Annotated in this window: 15 protein-coding genes and 1 riboswitch; of the genes, 12 read left to right on the top strand and 3 right to left on the bottom strand. The window is 69.7% G+C overall.

From position 1 onward, the window contains the following. Positions 1–194: 194 nt before the first annotated feature. From ACLF6P_RS00370 to ACLF6P_RS00325, 10 genes are all read left to right on the top strand, one after another. Positions 195–803 (top strand): CDP-alcohol phosphatidyltransferase family protein, encoded by a 609-nt coding sequence (locus ACLF6P_RS00370; protein ID WP_415947227.1) that lies wholly within the window; start codon positions 195–197, stop codon positions 801–803. A gap of 125 nt (positions 804–928) precedes the next feature. Next, positions 929–3,424 (top strand): sugar phosphate nucleotidyltransferase, encoded by a 2,496-nt coding sequence (locus ACLF6P_RS00365; protein WP_415947226.1) that lies wholly within the window; start codon positions 929–931, stop codon positions 3,422–3,424. Between the two features lie 87 nt (positions 3,425–3,511). Next, a complete protein-coding gene (locus ACLF6P_RS00360; protein WP_415947225.1) occupies positions 3,512–4,408 on the top strand; it encodes a DUF881 domain-containing protein in 897 nt (298 codons plus the stop codon). Beyond that, positions 4,405–4,737, top strand: coding sequence for a small basic family protein (locus ACLF6P_RS00355; RefSeq protein ID WP_019708255.1), 333 nt, complete (start codon positions 4,405–4,407; stop codon positions 4,735–4,737). Before ACLF6P_RS00360 ends, ACLF6P_RS00355 begins: the two co-directional genes overlap by 4 nt. 239 nt (positions 4,738–4,976) lie before the next feature. Then, positions 4,977–5,762, top strand: a complete 786-nt coding sequence (locus ACLF6P_RS00350; RefSeq protein ID WP_415947231.1) for a DUF881 domain-containing protein — start codon at positions 4,977–4,979, stop codon at positions 5,760–5,762. Between the two features lie 127 nt (positions 5,763–5,889). Then, the gene (locus ACLF6P_RS00345; RefSeq protein WP_415947224.1) at positions 5,890–6,804 is read left to right on the top strand and encodes an FHA domain-containing protein; all 915 of its coding nucleotides are present in this window, start codon (positions 5,890–5,892) and stop codon (positions 6,802–6,804) included. 17 nt (positions 6,805–6,821) lie between these two features. After that, on the top strand, positions 6,822–7,571 hold the full coding sequence (gene ftsR / locus ACLF6P_RS00340; protein ID WP_415947223.1) for a transcriptional regulator FtsR: 750 nt from the start codon (positions 6,822–6,824) through the stop codon (positions 7,569–7,571). A 53-nt stretch (positions 7,572–7,624) separates the two neighbouring features. Further along, on the top strand, positions 7,625–8,098 hold the full coding sequence (locus ACLF6P_RS00335; protein ID WP_415947221.1) for a bifunctional nuclease family protein: 474 nt from the start codon (positions 7,625–7,627) through the stop codon (positions 8,096–8,098). Between the two features lie 225 nt (positions 8,099–8,323). After that, positions 8,324–8,968: a MerR family transcriptional regulator gene (locus tag ACLF6P_RS00330; RefSeq protein WP_415947219.1), complete on the top strand. Its 645-nt coding sequence runs from the start codon at positions 8,324–8,326 to the stop codon at positions 8,966–8,968. Positions 8,969–9,042: 74 nt separating this feature from the next. Then, the gene (locus tag ACLF6P_RS00325) at positions 9,043–10,815 is read left to right on the top strand and encodes a DNA polymerase IV (protein ID WP_415947217.1); all 1,773 of its coding nucleotides are present in this window, start codon (positions 9,043–9,045) and stop codon (positions 10,813–10,815) included. On the opposite strand, the gene ACLF6P_RS00320 is transcribed toward ACLF6P_RS00325, so the two are convergent. Then, positions 10,728–11,108, bottom strand: coding sequence for a PRC-barrel domain-containing protein (locus ACLF6P_RS00320; protein WP_415947215.1), 381 nt, complete (start codon positions 11,106–11,108; stop codon positions 10,728–10,730). The two genes, ACLF6P_RS00325 and ACLF6P_RS00320, sit on opposite strands and share 88 nt — an antisense overlap. Before the next feature lie 144 nt (positions 11,109–11,252). Beyond that, positions 11,253–11,359: riboswitch (glycine riboswitch) on the top strand. A gap of 178 nt (positions 11,360–11,537) precedes the next feature. On the opposite strand from ACLF6P_RS00320, the gene gcvP reads away from it, so the two are divergent. After that, the gene (gene gcvP, locus ACLF6P_RS00315; RefSeq protein WP_415947213.1) at positions 11,538–14,423 is read left to right on the top strand and encodes an aminomethyl-transferring glycine dehydrogenase; all 2,886 of its coding nucleotides are present in this window, start codon (positions 11,538–11,540) and stop codon (positions 14,421–14,423) included. Between the two features lie 101 nt (positions 14,424–14,524). On the opposite strand, the gene ACLF6P_RS00310 is transcribed toward gcvP, so the two are convergent. Further along, entirely contained in the window at positions 14,525–14,731 is a 207-nt protein-coding gene (locus ACLF6P_RS00310; RefSeq protein WP_415947211.1) for a DUF5999 family protein, read from the bottom strand. A 337-nt stretch (positions 14,732–15,068) separates the two neighbouring features. Continuing rightward, positions 15,069–15,644 carry a hypothetical protein gene (locus ACLF6P_RS00305; protein WP_415947209.1) on the bottom strand — a complete coding sequence of 192 codons (576 nt, stop codon included), beginning with the start codon at positions 15,642–15,644 and terminating at the stop codon, positions 15,069–15,071. A gap of 485 nt (positions 15,645–16,129) precedes the next feature. Between ACLF6P_RS00305 and ACLF6P_RS00300 the strand changes: the two genes are divergently transcribed. Next, on the top strand, positions 16,130–17,653 hold the full coding sequence (locus ACLF6P_RS00300) for a glutamate--cysteine ligase (RefSeq protein ID WP_415947207.1): 1,524 nt from the start codon (positions 16,130–16,132) through the stop codon (positions 17,651–17,653). The last annotated feature ends 91 nt before the right edge of the window (positions 17,654–17,744 follow it).

Below are 17,744 nucleotides of genomic sequence, written 5' to 3'. Positions count from 1 at the left end.
GATGGTACTGCAGGGGGGACCCTGTGGGAGAGTAGGACGCCGCCGAACTAAATTTAGGGAAAGCCCCCGAGTCATCGACTCGGGGGCTTTCTTGCATTCAGGAGGGTTCAGGGCCCACCCCCTGGCCACCGGCCATCGCCACGGAGGGTAAGGTCATGGGGCATCGTAGGAACGTTCCCACAGGAGGCCCCCGGGTGGAGGTCCAGGAAACCCGTGTCCAGACCGACCGGGTTCTCACCATCCCGAACATCCTCAGTATGGCGAGGCTGGTCGGCGTACCTCTCTTCCTGTGGTTGATCCTCAGGCCCGTGTTCGGCGGCCCCAACAGCGACGTCTGGGCGCTCATCGTGCTGATGCTCAGCGGCATCAGCGACTATCTCGACGGCAAGCTCGCGCGGCGCTGGAATCAGATCAGCAACCTCGGTCGGCTGCTCGATCCCGCCGCCGACCGCCTGTACATCCTGTCGACGCTGGTCGGGCTCACCTGGCGCGAGATCCTGCCCCTGTGGGTGACCCTGGTGCTGCTGGCCAGGGAAGCGGTCCTGCTGGTGATGGTGGGTATCCTCCGCAAGCACGGGTATCCGCCGCCGCAGGTGAACTTCCTCGGGAAGGCGGCCACCTTCAACCTCATGTACGCCTTCCCGTTGCTGCTGTTGAGCGATACAAGTGGCTGGCTCGGGACACTCGCTGCTATTTTCGGATGGGCGTTCGCAGGGTGGGGTATCACGCTCTACTGGTGGGCAGGGATCCTCTACGTGGTCCAGGTCCGTCGGCTCGTCCGGGCGGACGCCATGGCCGACTGAGCCTGCCGGCATGCGGTGGTGCTGTGCAGCGGCTGGTGCGCCCGCACCGCGTCCGACCGAGCTGAGCGGTTTTCGGACGGGCGGAGTCGGTAAGACTGTCGTCTCTCAAGGAGGACGCTTCCGACATGAAGGCCGTCGTGATGGCCGGCGGCGAAGGCACACGCCTTCGCCCCATGACTTCGAGCATGCCCAAACCGCTCCTGCCGGTGGCGAACCGGCCGATCATGGAGCACGTGCTACGGCTGCTCAAGCGGCATGGGCTGAATGAAACCGTCGTCACCGTTCAATTCCTCGCCTCCCTGGTGCGGAATTATTTCGGTGACGGGGAAGAGCTCGGGATGGAGCTCACCTATGCCAATGAGGAGAAGCCGCTCGGCACCGCCGGTAGCGTCAAGAACGCGGAGGACGCCCTCAAGGATGACGCGTTTCTGGTCATCTCCGGTGATGCGCTCGCTGACTTCGACCTAACCGAACTGATCAATTTCCACAAGGAAAAAGGCGCACTCGTCACCGTCTGTCTGACGCGCGTGCCCAATCCCCTCGAATTCGGCATCACCATCGTCGACGAGGAAGGGAAGGTCGAGCGTTTCCTGGAGAAGCCGACCTGGGGCCAGGTCTTCTCCGACACGGTGAACACGGGCATCTACGTCATGGAGCCCGAGGTATTCGACTACGTGGAGCCGGATGTTCCGGTGGACTGGTCGGGTGATGTGTTCCCCCAGCTCATGAAGGAGGGCAAGCCTGTCTACGGGTTTGTCGCCGAGGGCTACTGGGAGGACGTCGGCACCCACGAGAGCTACGTCAAGGCGCAGGCCGACGTCCTCGAGGGCAAGGTCGACGTGGAGGTCGACGGCTTCGAGATCTCGCCCGGGGTATGGGTGGCCGAGGGCGCCGAGGTGCATCCGGATGCCGTTCTCCGCGGTCCGCTCTTCATCGGCGACTACGCAAAGGTCGAGGCCGATGTCGAAATCCGCGAGCACACCGTCATCGGGTCCAACGTGGTCGTCAAGACCGGTGCCTTCCTGCACCGGGCGGTCGTCCACGACAACGTGTACATCGGCCCGCACAGCAATCTGCGGGGCTGCGTCGTCGGCAAGAACACCGATGTCATGCGGGCCGCGCGCATCGAGGACGGGGCCGTCATCGGTGACGAGTGCCTCGTCGGCGAGGAGTCGATCGTCCAGGGGAACGTACGCGTCTACCCGTTCAAGACCGTCGAGGCGGGCGCCTTCGTCAACACCTCCGTGATCTGGGAGTCCCGGGGACAGGCACACCTCTTCGGCGCGAGGGGCGTGTCCGGCATCCTCAACGTAGAGATCACCCCCGAGCTGGCGGTGCGCCTTGCGGGCGCGTATGCCACGACCCTGAAGAAGGGCTCGACCGTCACCACGGCCCGCGATCACTCGCGTGGCGCCAGGGCACTGAAGCGGGCGGTGATCTCCGCGCTGCAGGCCAGCGCCATCGACGTACGCGACCTGGAGAACGTGCCGCTGCCCGTGGCACGGCAGCAGACCGCCCGGGGAAGCGCCGGCGGCATCATGATCCGCACGACGCCCGGTGTGCCCGACTCCGTCGACATCATGTTCTTCGACGGGCGCGGAGCAGACCTCTCGCAGGCCGGGCAGCGCAAGCTCGATCGTGTCTACGCACGCCAGGAGTACCGGCGGGCCTTCCCCGGGGAGATCGGCGACCTGCACTTCCCGGCGAGCGTCTACGAGTCGTATGTGGGCTCGCTGCTGCGGAACGTGGACACCGGCGGGATCGCCGAGTCCGAGCTGAAGGTCGTCGTCGACGCCTCCAACGGAAGCGCGGGACTTGTGCTGCCGAGCCTGCTCGGGCGGCTCGGCGTCGATGCGTTGACCGTCAACCCCGGCCTGGACGAGTCCCGGCCGACCGAGTCTGCGGACGCCCGACGGGCCGGTCTCGTACGCCTCGGGGAGATCGTGGCCTCGGCACGGGCGGCCTTCGGAGTCCGCTTCGACCCCGTCGGCGAGCGTCTCTCGCTGGTCGACGAGAAGGGAAGGATCGTCGAGGACCACCGCGCTCTCCTGGTGATGCTGGACCTCGTGGCGGCCGAGCGGCGAAGCGGCCGGGTGGCGCTGCCGGTGACCACGACCCGTATCGCCGAACAGGTGGCCGCGTACCACGGCACCCAGGTGGAGTGGACGACCACCTCACCCGACGATCTCACCCGGGTCGGCAGGGACGATTCGACCATCTTCGGCGGCGACGGCCGTGGCGGGTTCATCGTGCCGGAGTTCAGCAGCGTCTTCGACGGTACGGCGGCCTTCGTGCGACTGATCGGCCTGGTTGCCCGGACCCAGCTCACGCTCAGCCAGATCGACGCCCGGATCCCGCGCGCGCATGTGCTCAGGCGGGATCTGGCGACTCCCTGGGCGGTCAAGGGGCTTGTCATGCGCCGGGTCGTGGAGGCGGCTCAGGACCGCTCGGTGGACACCACGGACGGGGTACGGGTCGTCGAGGCCGACGGACGCTGGGTGATGGTGCTTCCGGACCCCGCAGAGGCCGTCACGCATCTGTGGGCCGAAGGGCCCGATGACGCCTCTGCACAGGCGCTCCTCGACGAGTGGTCCGCGGTCGTGGACAGCGCGGGCAACTGATCGTCACAGCGCGCCGGTCCGTGGCGGTGCCGCCACGGACCGGTGACGGGTGGGGCCATTCGGAGGTACGGGGCCCGACGTGCGACGATGTGCGGCATGCCGCAGCAGCCCCCCGTTCGGAGCACCGAATCGCGCCCCGCGCGCCGCCCGGACGCCTCGATGTCGCTGCTCACCAATGTCATGGACCACAGCCTCGACGACGGGTACGCCGAGGCCGCCGCACGCAAGCAGGGCGAGGGCGGACTGCCCCGCACGTTGCGCGCGAAGCTCGGTCTGGGGGTCGGTCTCGTCCTGGCGGCCCTGGTCGTGACGGTGGGTGCCGCACAGGCGCGCGTGACGGCTCCCGCGGTCGCCAAGGAGCGCGAGGAGCTCATCGACCGGATCGAGAGCGAATCCTCCGCCGCCGACCGGCTCGAGGACGACATCGACGCACTGCGCGCCGACGTCGACCGGCGCCGCAGTGAGGCGCTCGACGAAGACGGCGGCGGCCAGGGCGGGTTGGCGGGCCTGCTCGCCGGCGACACCGAGGTCACCGGCCCGGGGGTGCGGCTCGTCGTGGACGATGCCGGCGGGAACGGCGAGGGCGGTGACGGGCCGCGGGGCACGAGCGGCTTCTCCGACAACGGCCGCGTGCGCGACCGGGACATGCAGCAGTTCGTGAACGGCCTGTGGCAGGCCGGCGCCGAGGCGGTCTCGATCAACGGGCAGCGGCTCACCGCGCTGTCGGCGATCAGGGCCGCGGGCGACGCGATACTCGTGGACAACAAGCCCCTCGTGCCCCCGTACACCGTGCTCGCCATCGGGGACGGCAAGCAGCTGAAGTCCAGGTTCCAGGGCAGCGCGGACGGTCTCTATCTGCAGGCCCTGAAGGAGAACTTCGGCATCAAGGCGGACCTCCGGGTCGAGGACGACCTGCGCCTGCCGGCCGCGCCGAGTGTGACCGTACGAACCGCAAAGCCGAAAGCAGGAAAGGGCACATCGTGATCGCCGTACTGGGCCTCGTCGTGGGCGTCGTCGTCGGACTCCTCGTCCGGCCCGAGGTGCCCGCAGTGGTCGAGCCGTATCTCCCGATCGCGGTGGTCGCCGCGCTGGACGCGGTGTTCGGAGGGCTCCGCGCGATGCTCGACGGCATCTTCGACGACAAGGTCTTCGTCGTCTCGTTCCTGTCGAACGTCGTGGTCGCCGCGCTCATCGTGTTCCTCGGTGACAAGCTGGGCGTCGGTGCGCAGTTGTCCACCGGTGTGGTCGTCGTGCTCGGCATCCGGATCTTCTCCAACGCCGCGGCCATCCGCCGCCACGTCTTCCGGGCGTGAGGCCGATGAAACCGGAGGAGACCCCCGCAGGCCACGCTTCTGATGACGAGGCCGGGGCTGCGCAGACCGCTGCATCATCGTCGGCTACCGAGTCGTCATCGGCTGCGGAGGCGCAGGATGTGGCGGAGCCGTCCCCGACTGCGGAGCCGTCCCCGGCAGCGGAGCCGCCCAAGGCAGGGGAGCCGCCCCAGGCAGGGGCGCCATCCCCGGACGGGGAGCCCTTGCCCGCCACGGACCCGATGCAGGTCACGAAGCCATGGACAGCTGCCGAGTGGGCGCAGGCCGCGGGAGCGGCCGCTCCGGAGCTGAGCGGCCGGCAGCGGCTTGTGCGGAGTCTGTGGCCGCCGAAGGTCTCGCGCGCCCAGCTCATCGTGGCGCTCCTGCTGTTCGCGCTGGGTCTCGGCCTTGCCATCCAGGTGCGTTCGAACAGCGAGAGCAGCCCGCTGCGCGGAGCACGCCAGGAGGATCTCGTACGCATTCTCGATGAACTCGACGACCGGACTCAGCGTCTGGAAGACGAGAAGCAGCGTCTCGAGGACCAGCGGACGGAGCTGGAGAACAGCTCCGACCAGGCCGAGGAGGCGCGCAGACAGACACTCGAGAAGGAGCGGCAACTCGGGGTGCTCGCGGGCACGGTGGCCGCGGAGGGGCCCGGGATCACGATGACCATCACCGACAGCGTGGGAGCGGTCAAGGCGGACATGCTCCTGGACGCGATCCAGGAACTGCGGGCCGCGGGCGCCGAGGCGATCCAGATCAACGATGTCCGGGTCGTGGCGAACACCTACCTGACGGACGGGGAGGGCGGGATCGAGATCGACGGGAGCGAAGTCTCCGGGCCGTACCGCTTCAAGGTGATCGGCAAGGCGCAGGACCTCGAACCGGCCCTGAACATCCCGGGAGGTGTCGTGCAGACGCTGGAGAAGGAGCAGGCCACGGTGGATGTGACACGAGGCGAGAAGATCATCGTGGATGCCTTGCGACGGGCGAAACGTCCTGACTACGCTCGGTCGTCCTCCCGGTGACCCGGGTGAGTGCCACCGGTCGTGAGCGGGGGCAGGAGGCTGCGGGGGGTCGGCACACCAGATGGGTGCCGCGTGGTGGAAACTGTCCGGAGGTCGCGGACGTTGAGAAGGTGTCGGCGCCGCACGAGTGCGTCGGCTTGAGCAGTCTGGGTTCGTCCTGCCCCACGGGCGGGTCTGTTTCGGTCAAGGGGAATCGCCCGTGAAGTTGTTTCAGAAGTTGTTCGGCAAGAGCTCGCGCGAGGACAGCGGCAGTGCTGCCCGCCACCGGGCTCCGCGCCATGCCGAGCCCGAGGGCCAGGGTGGCGAGCGGCCGCTGTTCCGCGATCAGGCAGGCGTCCTCGGGGGTGACATTTCGGGCGCTCCGGGCGCGTCTTCTGTTGACCCTGCCGCATCCGGCGGCATAGGTTTCTCGGAACCATCAACCTCAAGTGCGGGTGGAGAGTTCGGCGCCGCCCCGTATGCGCCCCACGCCCCCGCGGGGCTCCCGCGGCAGGAGGATCCGTCCATGTCGGCCCAGGTGTGTACGAGGTGCGGGAACCGGAACGCCGAGGCCAGCCGGTTCTGCTCCCACTGCGGTGCGCCCCTGCGGGCGGCCGCGGGCGGCGAGCGCCCCTCCGAGACGACCTCCACGATCTCCATCTCGGGGATCGAGGCCTATGAGGCCGAGGTGACGGGGCAGACCCCGAAGCCGGGCCTCTCTCCCGAGGCGCAGGCCGCCGTCGACGCGCTGCCGCTGGGCTCGGCGCTGCTCGTGGTGCGGCGCGGGCCGAACTCGGGCAGCCGCTTCCTGCTCGACAACGATCTGACCACCGCAGGACGTCATCCGCAGAGCGACATCTTCCTCGACGACGTGACTGTGTCCCGCCGTCATGTGGAGTTCCGTCGCGGTGCGGACGGGATCTTCACCGTCTCCGACGTGGGAAGCCTGAACGGCACCTACGTCAACCGTGAGCGCATCGACGCGGTGCAGCTCTCGGACGGGGACGAGGTGCAGATCGGCAAGTACCGTCTGGTCTTCTACGCGAGCCAGCGGGCCCTCTGACCGTTCAGGGAAGACCGATGCTTCACACACCGAGGGGCGGTGCCGGAGGCGGCACCGCCACCGCGGACGGCGGGCTCGTCAGCATCGGCCAGGTGCTGCACCTGCTGCGCGAGGAGTTCCCCGAAGTCACCATCTCCAAGATCCGTTTCCTGGAGTCGGAAGGCCTCGTGGAGCCGCAGCGCACCCCGTCCGGCTACCGGAAGTTCAGTGCCGAGGACGTCGAGCGGCTCGCACAGGTGCTGCGGATGCAGCGTGATCACTATCTGCCGCTGAAGGTCATCCGGGAGCATCTTGATGCCCTGGAGCGCGGTGAGGCGCCATCGCAGACGGGTTCGCCGCGGGGCTCGGACGAGGACTGCGCGGCAGACCTCGAATGGTCCGGGGAGAGCGAGCCCACCGCGGTCCGCATCAGCCGGGCCACGCTGCTCGCGGCCGCCCGGGTCGACTCCGCCGAGCTGGACGAATGGGAGTCGTACGGCCTGATCACGCCCTCGCGGGAGGGTGACTACGATGCCGGGGCCGTGGAGATCGCGAAAATTGTCACGGAGCTCGGCAGTTCCGGAATCGAACCACGTCATCTGCGGGCCATGAAGGCCTCCGCCGAACGCGAGGCCGGCCTGGTCGAACAGGTGGTCGCCCCGCTGCGCCGCCATCGAAACCCGCAGACCAGGACCTATGCCGAGGAGCGCACGAAGGAGCTGGCGGCGCTCACGATCAAGCTCCACGCGGCGCTTGTCCAGTCCTCGCTGCGGGTGCGCCCGTACTGACCGGGAGCGGGCCCGACTATCCAAACCTGCCGGGCACGTCCTAGGGTTGCTGTGTGAATGAGCTCGACGTTGTCGGTGTCCGGGTCGAAATGCCCTCCAACCAACCGATCGTGCTCCTGCGCGAAGCGGGCGGCGACCGCTACCTCCCCATCTGGATCGGACCGGGGGAGGCGACCGCGATCGCCTTCGCTCAGCAGGGCATGGCACCCCCACGGCCGCTGACGCATGACCTTTTCAAGGACGTGCTGGAAGCCGTGGGCCAGGAGCTCACGGAAGTGCGCATCACCGACCTGCGGGAAGGTGTCTTCTATGCCGAGCTGGTCTTCGCGAGCGGCGTCGAGGTCAGCGCACGTCCCTCGGACGCGATAGCGCTAGCCCTGCGCACGGGGACGCCGATCTACGGCAGTGACGGGGTCCTCGACGACGCCGGGATCGCGATCCCCGACGAGCAGGAGGACGAGGTGGAGAAGTTCCGCGAGTTCCTCGACCAGATCTCGCCCGAGGACTTCGGGACGAACAGTCAGTAGCGTCCGCTCCAGGCCACCGGAGGACCTGCGCTCCGAGGTACCGGTACCCGCCTTCCGGACCTGCCCCACAGGCCCACGGGCGCATTCGGCTAGCTTTTCCACGCGGCGGGGCGGTGTAAACCACACTTCGGGTGATAATCACTCGGCGTGCCGAGTGTGGCGTTCGTTGACGTGCTCCTGGGTACTGCCTACCGTCGAGAGGGCAGGTCAAGGACGGAGGCCGACGTGAGAAGCAGCGGCGACGGTATGGCTGGGGGTGCTCCCGGACGCAGTCCGGGGGAGGGCGGACCGTATCCGCTGCACAGTGGCGCGGCCGGTCACGCTGCGCGGCGGCCCACCACGGCGGTGGGACCGGGCAAGAGCCCGGGGGCATCGGGCGACGAGATCGGCTACCGCGGACCGACCGCTTGCGCGGCAGCCGGAATCACCTACCGGCAACTCGACTACTGGGCTCGTACGGGCCTCGTGGAGCCGAGCGTGCGCCCCGCCTTCGGCTCGGGGACGCAGCGGCTCTACAGCTTCCGTGATGTCGTCGTCCTGAAGATCGTCAAGCGTTTCCTCGACACCGGCGTCTCACTGCAGAACATCCGCACCGCGGTGCAGCACCTGCGGGAGCGCGGATTCGCCGACCTCGAGCGGATGACCCTGATGAGCGACGGCGCCACGGTCTACGAGTGCACCTCGCCGGACGAGGTCGTCGACCTGCTGCAGGGCGGCCAGGGGATCTTCGGGATCGCCGTGGGTGTCGTCTGGCGCGATGTGGAGGCCGTGCTCGCGCATCTGCACGGCGAGCGCATCGACACCGGCGAGACCCTTATCGGACACAACCCCTCGGACGAGCTGGCGCGGCGCCGCAATCGCGCGGTCTGAGACTGAGGCGGGGACCGGGCGTCGTCCGGGCGCGGTCGGGGCGATTGTCAGTGGCGTAGGGCAGCATCGGTGATGTGAGAACCGCGCCCACGATTCTGCATCTCGACATGGACGCCTTCTACGCCTCGGCGGAGCAGGCGGCCAAGCCGAGCCTGCGCGGGAAGGCCGTGGTCGTCGGCGGTCTCGGGCCGCGCGGCGTGGTGGCCACCGCCTCGTACGAGGCGCGGCGGTTCGGGGTGCACTCGGCGATGCCCATGGGGCAGGCGCGCAGGCTGGCGCCGAACGCCGCGTATCTCGTGCCGCGCTTCGGCGTCTACCGGGACATCAGCGCACAGGTCATGGGGCTGCTCAGGCAGCTGTCGCCGCTCGTGGAGCCGCTGAGCCTGGACGAGGCCTTCGTGGACCTGGAAGCGGGCGAGGTGGCCTGGGACACCGCCTCGGCGCTCGCGGCGGGGGAGAAGCTGCGCGATGACATACGGGCCGTCACCGGTCTGACCGGGTCGGTGGGGCTCGCGGCCTCCAAGATGCTCGCGAAGATCGCATCGGAGGAGGCCAAGCCGGACGGGCTGCGGCTGATCGTGCCCGGCACGGAGCGGGCGCTGCTCGCGGACAAGCCCGTGCGGATCCTGCCCGGTGTCGGGCCCGCCACCGGGGACCACCTGAGGCGGGCCGGCATCACGACGGTGGGGGAGATCGCGGAGGCGGGCCAGGACGAGCTCGTCAGGCTCCTCGGGAAGGCGCACGGCGGGCATCTGTACGCGATGGCGCTCGCCGTGGACGAGCGGGCGGTGGTGGCCGAGCGGGAGACCAAGTCGGTCTCCGTGGAGGACACCTTCGACATCGACATCCACGACCGGGTGCGGGTGCGGGCAGAGGTGGACCGGCTCGCGGTGCGCTGTGTGGAGCGGCTGCGGGGCGCCGGGCATTCGGGGCGGACGGTCGTGCTCAAGGTGCGGCGCTACGACTTCTCGACACTCACCCGCTCGGAGACGCTGCGGGGGCCGACCGACGACCCCACGGTCGTACGGGAGGCGGTGGCGCGGCTGCTCGGGTCGGTGGACACGACCGGCGGCGTGCGACTGCTCGGCGTCGGTGTGAGCGGCCTCGCCGACTACACCCAGGAGGACCTCTTCGCCCAGGCGGCCCAGGCCGCCCAGGGGCAGGCCGACGGGGCCGAGGCGGCGGACGGGGCTCCTGGGCGGGGGCATACCCGGGAGGCGGCTGAGGGCGGCCAGGAGGGCGTGGACGGGGCGTCTGAAGGGGCCGGGGGCGGAACGGGGGACGAAGGGCCCGGGAGCGGGGGCGACGCGGGGGGCGGAGGGCGCGGCGGGAGCGGAGAGACCACAGGGAGTCCCGAAGACGGCGAGGGCACCGGGAGCGACGCACACGGCCGAATCCCCACGGGCAGCCGGAGCAACGGGGAGCACACGAACGGTGAGGGCGCCGCCGAAGGCGACGGGAGCACCGGGAGCACGGGGAGCACCGGGAGCTTCGGAGGTCGTGGAAGCGAGGGAGGCGAAGGTGCGGAGCGGAGTTGGCATGCCGGGCATGATGTGTGGCATGCCGAGTTCGGGCCGGGGTGGGTGCAGGGAAGCGGGCTCGGGCGGGTGACCGTGCGGTTCGAGACGCCCGGCTCCGCGCCCGGGCGCGTACGGACGTTCCGGGTCGACGACCCGGAGCTGCGGCCCGGGGAGCCGCTGCCGCTCGTACCCCTGGCGCCGAAGGAGTCGTCGGATGCCGCCCGGGTGTCCGGTGAGCCCTACTCCTCGGTGTCGTCCTCGCCGGCGATGCGTCCGAAGTCGCGGTCCGCCGGGGGCTCGGTGCCGCCGGTGACCGAGAGGCCGTAGTGGTGGTAGAGCTGCAGTTCCTGCTCGGGCGAGAGGTGGCGGCCGACGCCGAAGTCGGGGGCCTCCCTGATCAGTGCCCGTTCGTACGGGACGCGCAGCTTGCCCTCCACCACCTCACTGGGCTCGAGCGGCACGAAGGCGTCCCTGCTGAACAGCCCCGTGCGTATGGCCGCCCACTCCGGGGCGCCCGTCGCATCGTCGAGATAGACCTCGTCCACGGTGCCGAGCCTGGAGCCGTTGCGGTCGAAGGCTTTGCGGCCGATCAGGCTGCGGGGGTCGATGTCGGTCTGCACGGTCCCTCCACGTGGTGCGCAAAGTCATACGGAATCCCTGATTCCCTACGAAAGAACACATTCGCGCCCATGGCCACTCGGGACGGACGGGTCGTACGCACGGAATCAGCCGATGGACCCGCTGGTAGGCTGGCAAGCGGCTGCTGACCCCGTGCGGGAGAGCTCTCCGACCCGGTCGTGACCGGGCCCGAAGGCGCCGAAGGAGCAAATCCTCCCCGGAATCTCTCAGGCACACGTACCGCGCGGACGAGGTCACTCTGGAAAGCAGGGCGGGTGTCGACGGCTTCCGCTCTCACCGACGGTGAAAGCCGGACCGTGCAGGTCACGGACCGGTGAAACTCTCAGGTTGAGATGACAGAGGGGGAGGCCGTCCGGGTACCAGCGCCGTGGTGCCCCTCGCAGGTCGCATACGACCAGGAGGCCTCCGTAATGACCGCCAACCGCACCCCGCTCCACGAGCTCGAGCGCGGCATTCCCTTCGAGCAGCGCCATATCGGCCCCGATGCCGAGGCCCGCGCCAAGATGCTCGCCCAGGTCGGCTACGGCTCGCTCGACGAGCTCACCGCGACCGCGGTGCCGGACGTGATCAAGAGCGCCGAGGCGCTCGATCTCGCCGAGGGCCGCAGCGAGGCCGAAGTCCTCGCGGAGCTGCGCACGTTGGCCGACCGCAACCAGGTGCTCGCGCCGATGATCGGTCTCGGCTACTACGGCACGTTCACACCGCCGGTGATCCTGCGCAACGTCATGGAGAACCCGTCCTGGTACACGGCCTACACCCCGTACCAGCCGGAGATCTCGCAGGGCCGTCTGGAGGCGCTGCTCAACTTCCAGACCGTCGTCGCCGATCTCACCGGACTGCCCACCTCCGGCGCCTCGCTGCTCGACGAGGGCACCGCGGCCGCCGAGGCGATGGCGCTCGCCCGCAGGGTCGGCAAGGTCAAGCAGGGTGTCTTCCTGGTCGACGCCGACGCGCTGCCGCAGACCATCGCGGTGATCGAGACCCGCGCCGAGCCGACCGGCGTCGAGGTCGTCGTCGCCGATCTGTCGCAGGGCATCCCCGCCGAGATCGCCGAGCGCGGTGTCTTCGGTGTGCTCCTGCAGTACCCGGGTGCCTCCGGCGCCGTGCGGGACCTCAAGCCGGTGATCGAGCAGGCGCACGAGCTCGGGGCGGTCGTCACCGTCGCCGCCGATCTGCTCGCCCTCACGCTGCTCACCTCGCCCGGCGAGCTCGGCGCGGACATCGCGGTCGGTACCTCGCAGCGCTTCGGCGTCCCGCTCGGCTTCGGCGGTCCGCACGCCGGTTACATGGCCGTCCGCGAGAAGTTCGCGCGCAGCCTGCCCGGCCGCCTCGTCGGCGTCTCCGTCGACGCCGACGGCACCAAGGCGTACCGCCTCGCGCTGCAGACCCGTGAGCAGCACATCCGCCGCGAGAAGGCGACCAGCAACATCTGCACCGCGCAGGTGCTGCTCGCCGTCATGGCCGGCATGTACGCGGTCTACCACGGCCCGCAGGGCCTCGCGGACATCGCCCGTCGCACCCACCGTTACGCCTCGATCCTCGCCGAGGGCCTGAAGGCGGGCGGGGTCGAGGTCGTGCACGGCTCGTTCTTCGACACCCTCACGCTGCGCGTGCCGGGCCGGGCCTCCGAGGTCGTCTCCGCCGCGCGCGAGGGCGGGGTCAACCTGCACCAGGTCGACGCCGACCACGTCGCACTGTCCTGCGACGAGACCACCACGCGTATGCAGCTGGCCGCCGTGTGGGCCGCGTTCGGGGTCGAGGGCGATGTCGAGGCCCTCGACGCGGTCGCCGACGAGGCGCTGCCCGCCGCGCTGCTGCGCACCGACGACTACCTGACGCACCCGGTCTTCCACGAGCACCGCTCCGAGACCGCGATGCTGCGTTACCTGCGCAGGCTCTCGGACAAGGACTACGCGCTCGACCGCGGCATGATCCCGCTCGGCTCCTGCACCATGAAGCTGAACGCGACCACCGAGATGGAGCCGGTCACCTGGCCCGAGTTCGGCGCGCTGCACCCCTTCGTCCCCGCCGAGCAGGCGCAGGGCTACCTCACGCTCATCCGTGAGCTGGAGGAGCGTCTCGCCGAGGTCACCGGCTACGACAAGGTCTCGCTGCAGCCCAACGCCGGTTCGCAGGGCGAGCTCGCCGGACTGCTCGCGGTGCGCGGCTACCACCGCGCCAACGGCGACGCGCAACGCACGATCTGCCTGATCCCGTCCTCCGCGCACGGCACCAACGCCGCGAGCGCCGTGATGGCCGGCATGAAGGTCGTCGTGGTCAAGACCGCCGACGACGGTGAGATCGACGTCGAGGACCTGCGCGCCAAGATCGAGAAGCACCGGGACGAGCTCGCGGTCCTGATGATCACGTACCCCTCGACGCACGGTGTCTTCGAGGAGCACGTCGCCGACATCTGCGCCCAGGTGCACGAGGCCGGCGGCCAGGTCTACGTGGACGGCGCCAACCTCAACGCACTGGTCGGGCTCGCCAAGCCCGGGCACTTCGGCGGCGATGTCTCGCACCTCAACCTGCACAAGACGTTCTGCATCCCGCATGGTGGCGGTGGCCCGGGCGTCGGCCCGGTCGCGGTGCGCGGGCACCTCGCCCCGCATCTGCCCAACCACCCGCTGCAGCCGGCGGCCGGGCCCGAGACCGGTGTCGGGCCGATTTCCGCGGCGCCGTTCGGCTCGGCGGGGATCCTGCCGATCTCCTGGGCGTACATGCGGCTGATGGGCGGCGAGGGACTCAAGCGCGCCACGCAGATGGCCGTGCTCGGGGCGAACTACATCGCCAAGCGTCTGGAGCCGCACTACCCGGTGCTCTACACCGGGCCCGGCGGGCTCGTCGCGCACGAGTGCATCATCGACATCCGGCCGTTGGCGAAGGCGACGGGTGTGAGCGTGGACGATGTCGCCAAGCGGCTGATCGACTACGGCTTCCACGCGCCGACGATGTCGTTCCCCGTGGCCGGCACGCTGATGATCGAGCCGACCGAGAGCGAGGACCTGGGCGAGCTCGACCGATTCTGCGATGCGATGATCGAGATCCGGGCGGAGATCGAGAAGGTCGCCACGGGCGAGTGGCCGGCCGAGGACAATCCGCTGCACAACGCCCCGCACACCTCGGCGATGCTGGCCGGGGAGTGGGAGCACCCGTACACGCGTGACGAGGCCGTCTTTCCGGGCGCGCTGGTGGCGGCCGAGAAGTACTGGCCGCCGGTGCGCCGCATCGACCAGGCATACGGCGACCGGAATCTGGTGTGCTCGTGCCCGCCTCTGGAGGCGTACGAGCACTGAGGGGTGCGGGCTGACGCCCCCCCCCGCGCCGCCGACGGCAGGAGCGTGCGTCAGGGCCGGTTCGGACCGTCGGGTCCGGGCCGGCCCTTCGGGGTGTGGGGTCAGGCTACGCGGGCCACCGAGTCCGGGCCCAGTGGGCGGTGCGGGTCGATGATCTGGCCGTTCGGCAGCAGCTCGCCGGTGTCCTCGAAGAGGAGGACGCCGTTGCACAGCAGGCTCCAGCCCTGCTCCGGGTGGAAGGCCACGAGGAGCGCGGCTTCCCGGTCGGCTGAGTCGGCGGTGGGACAGGCTGGCTGGTGCTGGCACATGGAAGGGATCTCTCGCTGCGTCGGAGTGGTGGGTGTTCCGCTGGTGGATCGGTGTCCTGCGGATCGCTGTGCTGCGGTGTTCATGGCCGCCCCCGTGTGGTTGGTCCGGAACCAGTGTTGCCCCACGGCATCCATTCCGCAGGGATTTCGCGGTAGCGCTCCTCACCAGGAAGGGACGCGTCACCCTTGCGGAGGGTTCAGCTCAACTCGCCGGTCCCTTCGGGTGGTTAGGTGTGGCCAGAAGGGGCTAGTCCGCTCGGGCGGTGTTGATGGCAGGCATGAGCGTGCCCCGCGATCTGGTGGAGCGCGGGGCACCGGGGGCGGGGTCGGCTCAGCGTCAGCGCGCCTGGCCGAGCAGTGGCGCCGGGGCCAGCCGGTGGCTCAGGACCGGCAGCAGATCCGCCGCGAGGTGCGGGCGGTGGGCGGCGATGCCCGGTGGTGCGGGGGCCAGCGGCACCAGGATGTCGGTGGCTTCGAGAGGGCCGTCCGTGCCGTCGGAGGTGCAGTCCTCGTGCAGCCACAGCGTCAGCATGTACAGCTCGGGCACCGAGAGCAGCCGCGGCTGGCAGTCCGGCCGGAGTGACTCCGCCTGGCTCAGGGCGCGTTCGGTGGCGGCGATGTACGGGCCTTCGAAGAAGTGGGCGAAGGTCCAGCCGTCGGCGGTGAGCATCGTGTCGCAGGCCGCCACGGTCCGGTTCCCGCTGCGCAGCAGGAAACGCCAGCCGGTGAGCCGGGTGCGTACGGTCCCTTCCTGTTTCAGGACGTGGACGGGCAGCGGGAGTTCGGGGGTGATGGGTCCCTGGGCATTGCGCAGGGACGGAGTGCGCGCCTCGCGTACTGCGGTGGGGGAACCGAGTGCCGTGAGGACGCTGCGCAGGGCCGGCGCGGGAGCCGGAGGGACATGCAGCGGCATGGTGGGTCGCCTCTCAGTGGACAGGCTGGTGGCGCGGGGGGTGCGGACGGCGCTGTCAGCTCGCGGGGCCGGAGGGGCGGGGGACGGCCTCGATGCCGGTCCGCGAGCGCCAACTCTCTGCCTCGTCGGCGAAGTTTATACGAGGCTTGTTCTCGCCGGGTTTCCGCTAGCGGTCGCGCGTATTTCCGGCAAGGCTGTATTCGGTCGCCTTGCCGCGGTAATTCTCCCGATTCTCCGGGGGCGCGCGGCTCTGACCTCGCCGAACTTCTTGCGGGCGGTCGGCCGATTCCCGTCGGCTTTATCCACCAGTGGCACCGACGCTGCAACTGCGCGCTGCCTCATGCCTGGTGAATGTGCCGCATGTCAATGTGATTGAGGATACAGCGGGGTGGGCAGATGCGGGGCGTTATCGATCACATTGACTGGGCATCATCCCCGGAGACACAGTGGCCGTGGACTGCCCGATCGAGGAGGGGGAAGCTTCGATGGGGGAGAAGGTCGCGGCGGGCGCGTTCGACCTGCATGACCGACAGCGCTACCGCAGGAAGCTGCAGCAGTGCCTCGCCGGCCTCGCGCGACTGCTCGACGAGAAGCGGTTCGACCGGCCCCGCAATCTGATGGGGCTGGAGATAGAGCTGAATCTCGCGGGGCCCGACGGCTTGCCGAGAATGATGAATGCGGAAGTCCTGGAGCGGATCGCGAGCCAGGATTTCCAGACCGAACTCGGTATGTTCAATCTTGAAGTGAACATCGCCCCGCACGCGCTGGGCGGCCGAGTTCTCGACCAGCTCGCCGAAGAACTGCGCACCGGCCTCAACTACGCGCACCGCAAAGCCAACGAGGTCGACGCCGGGATCGTCATGATCGGAATTCTCCCGACGCTGCAGCAGGACGACCTGGTGTCCTCGAATCTCTCCGCCGTCGACCGCTATGTGCTGCTCAACGACCAGATGGTCGCCGCCCGTGGCGAGGACTTCCACCTCGACATCGAGGGCGTCGAACACCTCACCTGCACCTCGGCCTCCATCGCCCCCGAAGCGGCCTGCACCTCCGTGCAACTGCATCTGCAGGTCACCCCGGGCCGTTTCGCCGATGTGTGGAACGCGGCGCAGGCCGTGGCCGCCGCACAGATAGCCGTGGGCGCCAACGCGCCCTTCCTGTTCGGCCGCGAGCTCTGGCGGGAGTCGCGGCCGCCGCTGTTCCTGCAGGCCACCGACACCCGCCCGCCCGAGCTGCAGGCGCAGGGGGTGCGGCCGCGTACCTGGTTCGGGGAGCGGTGGATCACCAAGCCCTACGACCTTTTCGAGGAGAACCTGCGCTATTTCCCCGCGCTCCTGCCGCTGTGCGACGACGAGGAGCCGCTGCGGGTGATCGAGGAGGGCGGGGTGCCTTCCCTGTCCGAGCTCGTCCTGCACAACGGAACGGTGTACCGCTGGAACCGTCCGGTCTACGGCATCGCCGACGGTGTACCGCATCTGCGGGTGGAGAACCGGGTGCTCCCGGCCGGTCCGACCGTCACCGACGTCATCGCCAATGTGGCCTTCTACTACGGCCTGGTCCGCGCACTCGCCGAGGACTCACGGCCCGTGTGGTCGCGGCTGCCGTTCGAGGCGGCCGCCGCGAACTTCGACGCCGCCTGCCGCTACGGCATCGAGGCCGAGTTCGACTGGCCGCGCGCCGGGCGCTTCGGCGGCCTGAACCGGATGCCGGCCGTCGACCTCGTACGCAATGAGCTGCTGCCGCTGGCGGCGGCGGGGCTGGATGCGTGGGGAGTGGCCTCCGTGGACCGCGATCACTTTCTCGGTGTCATTGAGGGGCGGTGCAGGCGGCGCATGAACGGGGCGTCCTGGCAGGTGGCCACGTACCACCGGGCGCTGGAGGACGGCCTCGGGCGGGAGGCCGCCCTTGCGGCGATGACGCGGCGCTACTGCGAGCTGATGCGAGAGGGCGATCCGGTGCACAGCTGGCCGGTCGGTGCGCTGCCGGACTCCGTGGTGGCGCCCGGGTGATGCGGGCGGCGGGCCGGGGTGCGTCCGGCTCGCCCGCCGTGGGGAGTGCGTCACCGGCCCGCCCGCCGTGGGGGTTGCGTTCCGCCTGCTC

This window comes from Streptomyces lothianensis, assembly GCF_047779955.1.
Taxonomy (GTDB): domain Bacteria; phylum Actinomycetota; class Actinomycetes; order Streptomycetales; family Streptomycetaceae; genus Streptomyces.
Note: the sequence above shows the minus strand (reverse complement) of the source record. Positions and strands in the feature narration are given on the sequence as shown.

Bases quoted from the DNA above. Each gene is read 5' to 3' on its own strand.
- ACLF6P_RS00310 (WP_415947211.1), bottom strand. From the start codon at position 14,731: ATGTGCCAGCACCAGCCAGCCTGTCCCACCGCCGACTCAGCCGACCGG.
- ACLF6P_RS00350 (WP_415947231.1), top strand. From the start codon at position 4,977: ATGCAGGTCACGAAGCCATGGACAGCTGCCGAGTGGGCGCAGGCCGCG.
- ACLF6P_RS00360 (WP_415947225.1), top strand. From the start codon at position 3,512: ATGTGCGGCATGCCGCAGCAGCCCCCCGTTCGGAGCACCGAATCGCGC.
- ftsR (WP_415947223.1), top strand. From the start codon at position 6,822: ATGCTTCACACACCGAGGGGCGGTGCCGGAGGCGGCACCGCCACCGCG.
- gcvP (WP_415947213.1), top strand. From the start codon at position 11,538: ATGACCGCCAACCGCACCCCGCTCCACGAGCTCGAGCGCGGCATTCCC.
- ACLF6P_RS00305 (WP_415947209.1), bottom strand. From the start codon at position 15,644: ATGCCGCTGCATGTCCCTCCGGCTCCCGCGCCGGCCCTGCGCAGCGTC.
- ACLF6P_RS00300 (WP_415947207.1), top strand. From the start codon at position 16,130: ATGGGGGAGAAGGTCGCGGCGGGCGCGTTCGACCTGCATGACCGACAG.
- ACLF6P_RS00365 (WP_415947226.1), top strand. From the start codon at position 929: ATGAAGGCCGTCGTGATGGCCGGCGGCGAAGGCACACGCCTTCGCCCC.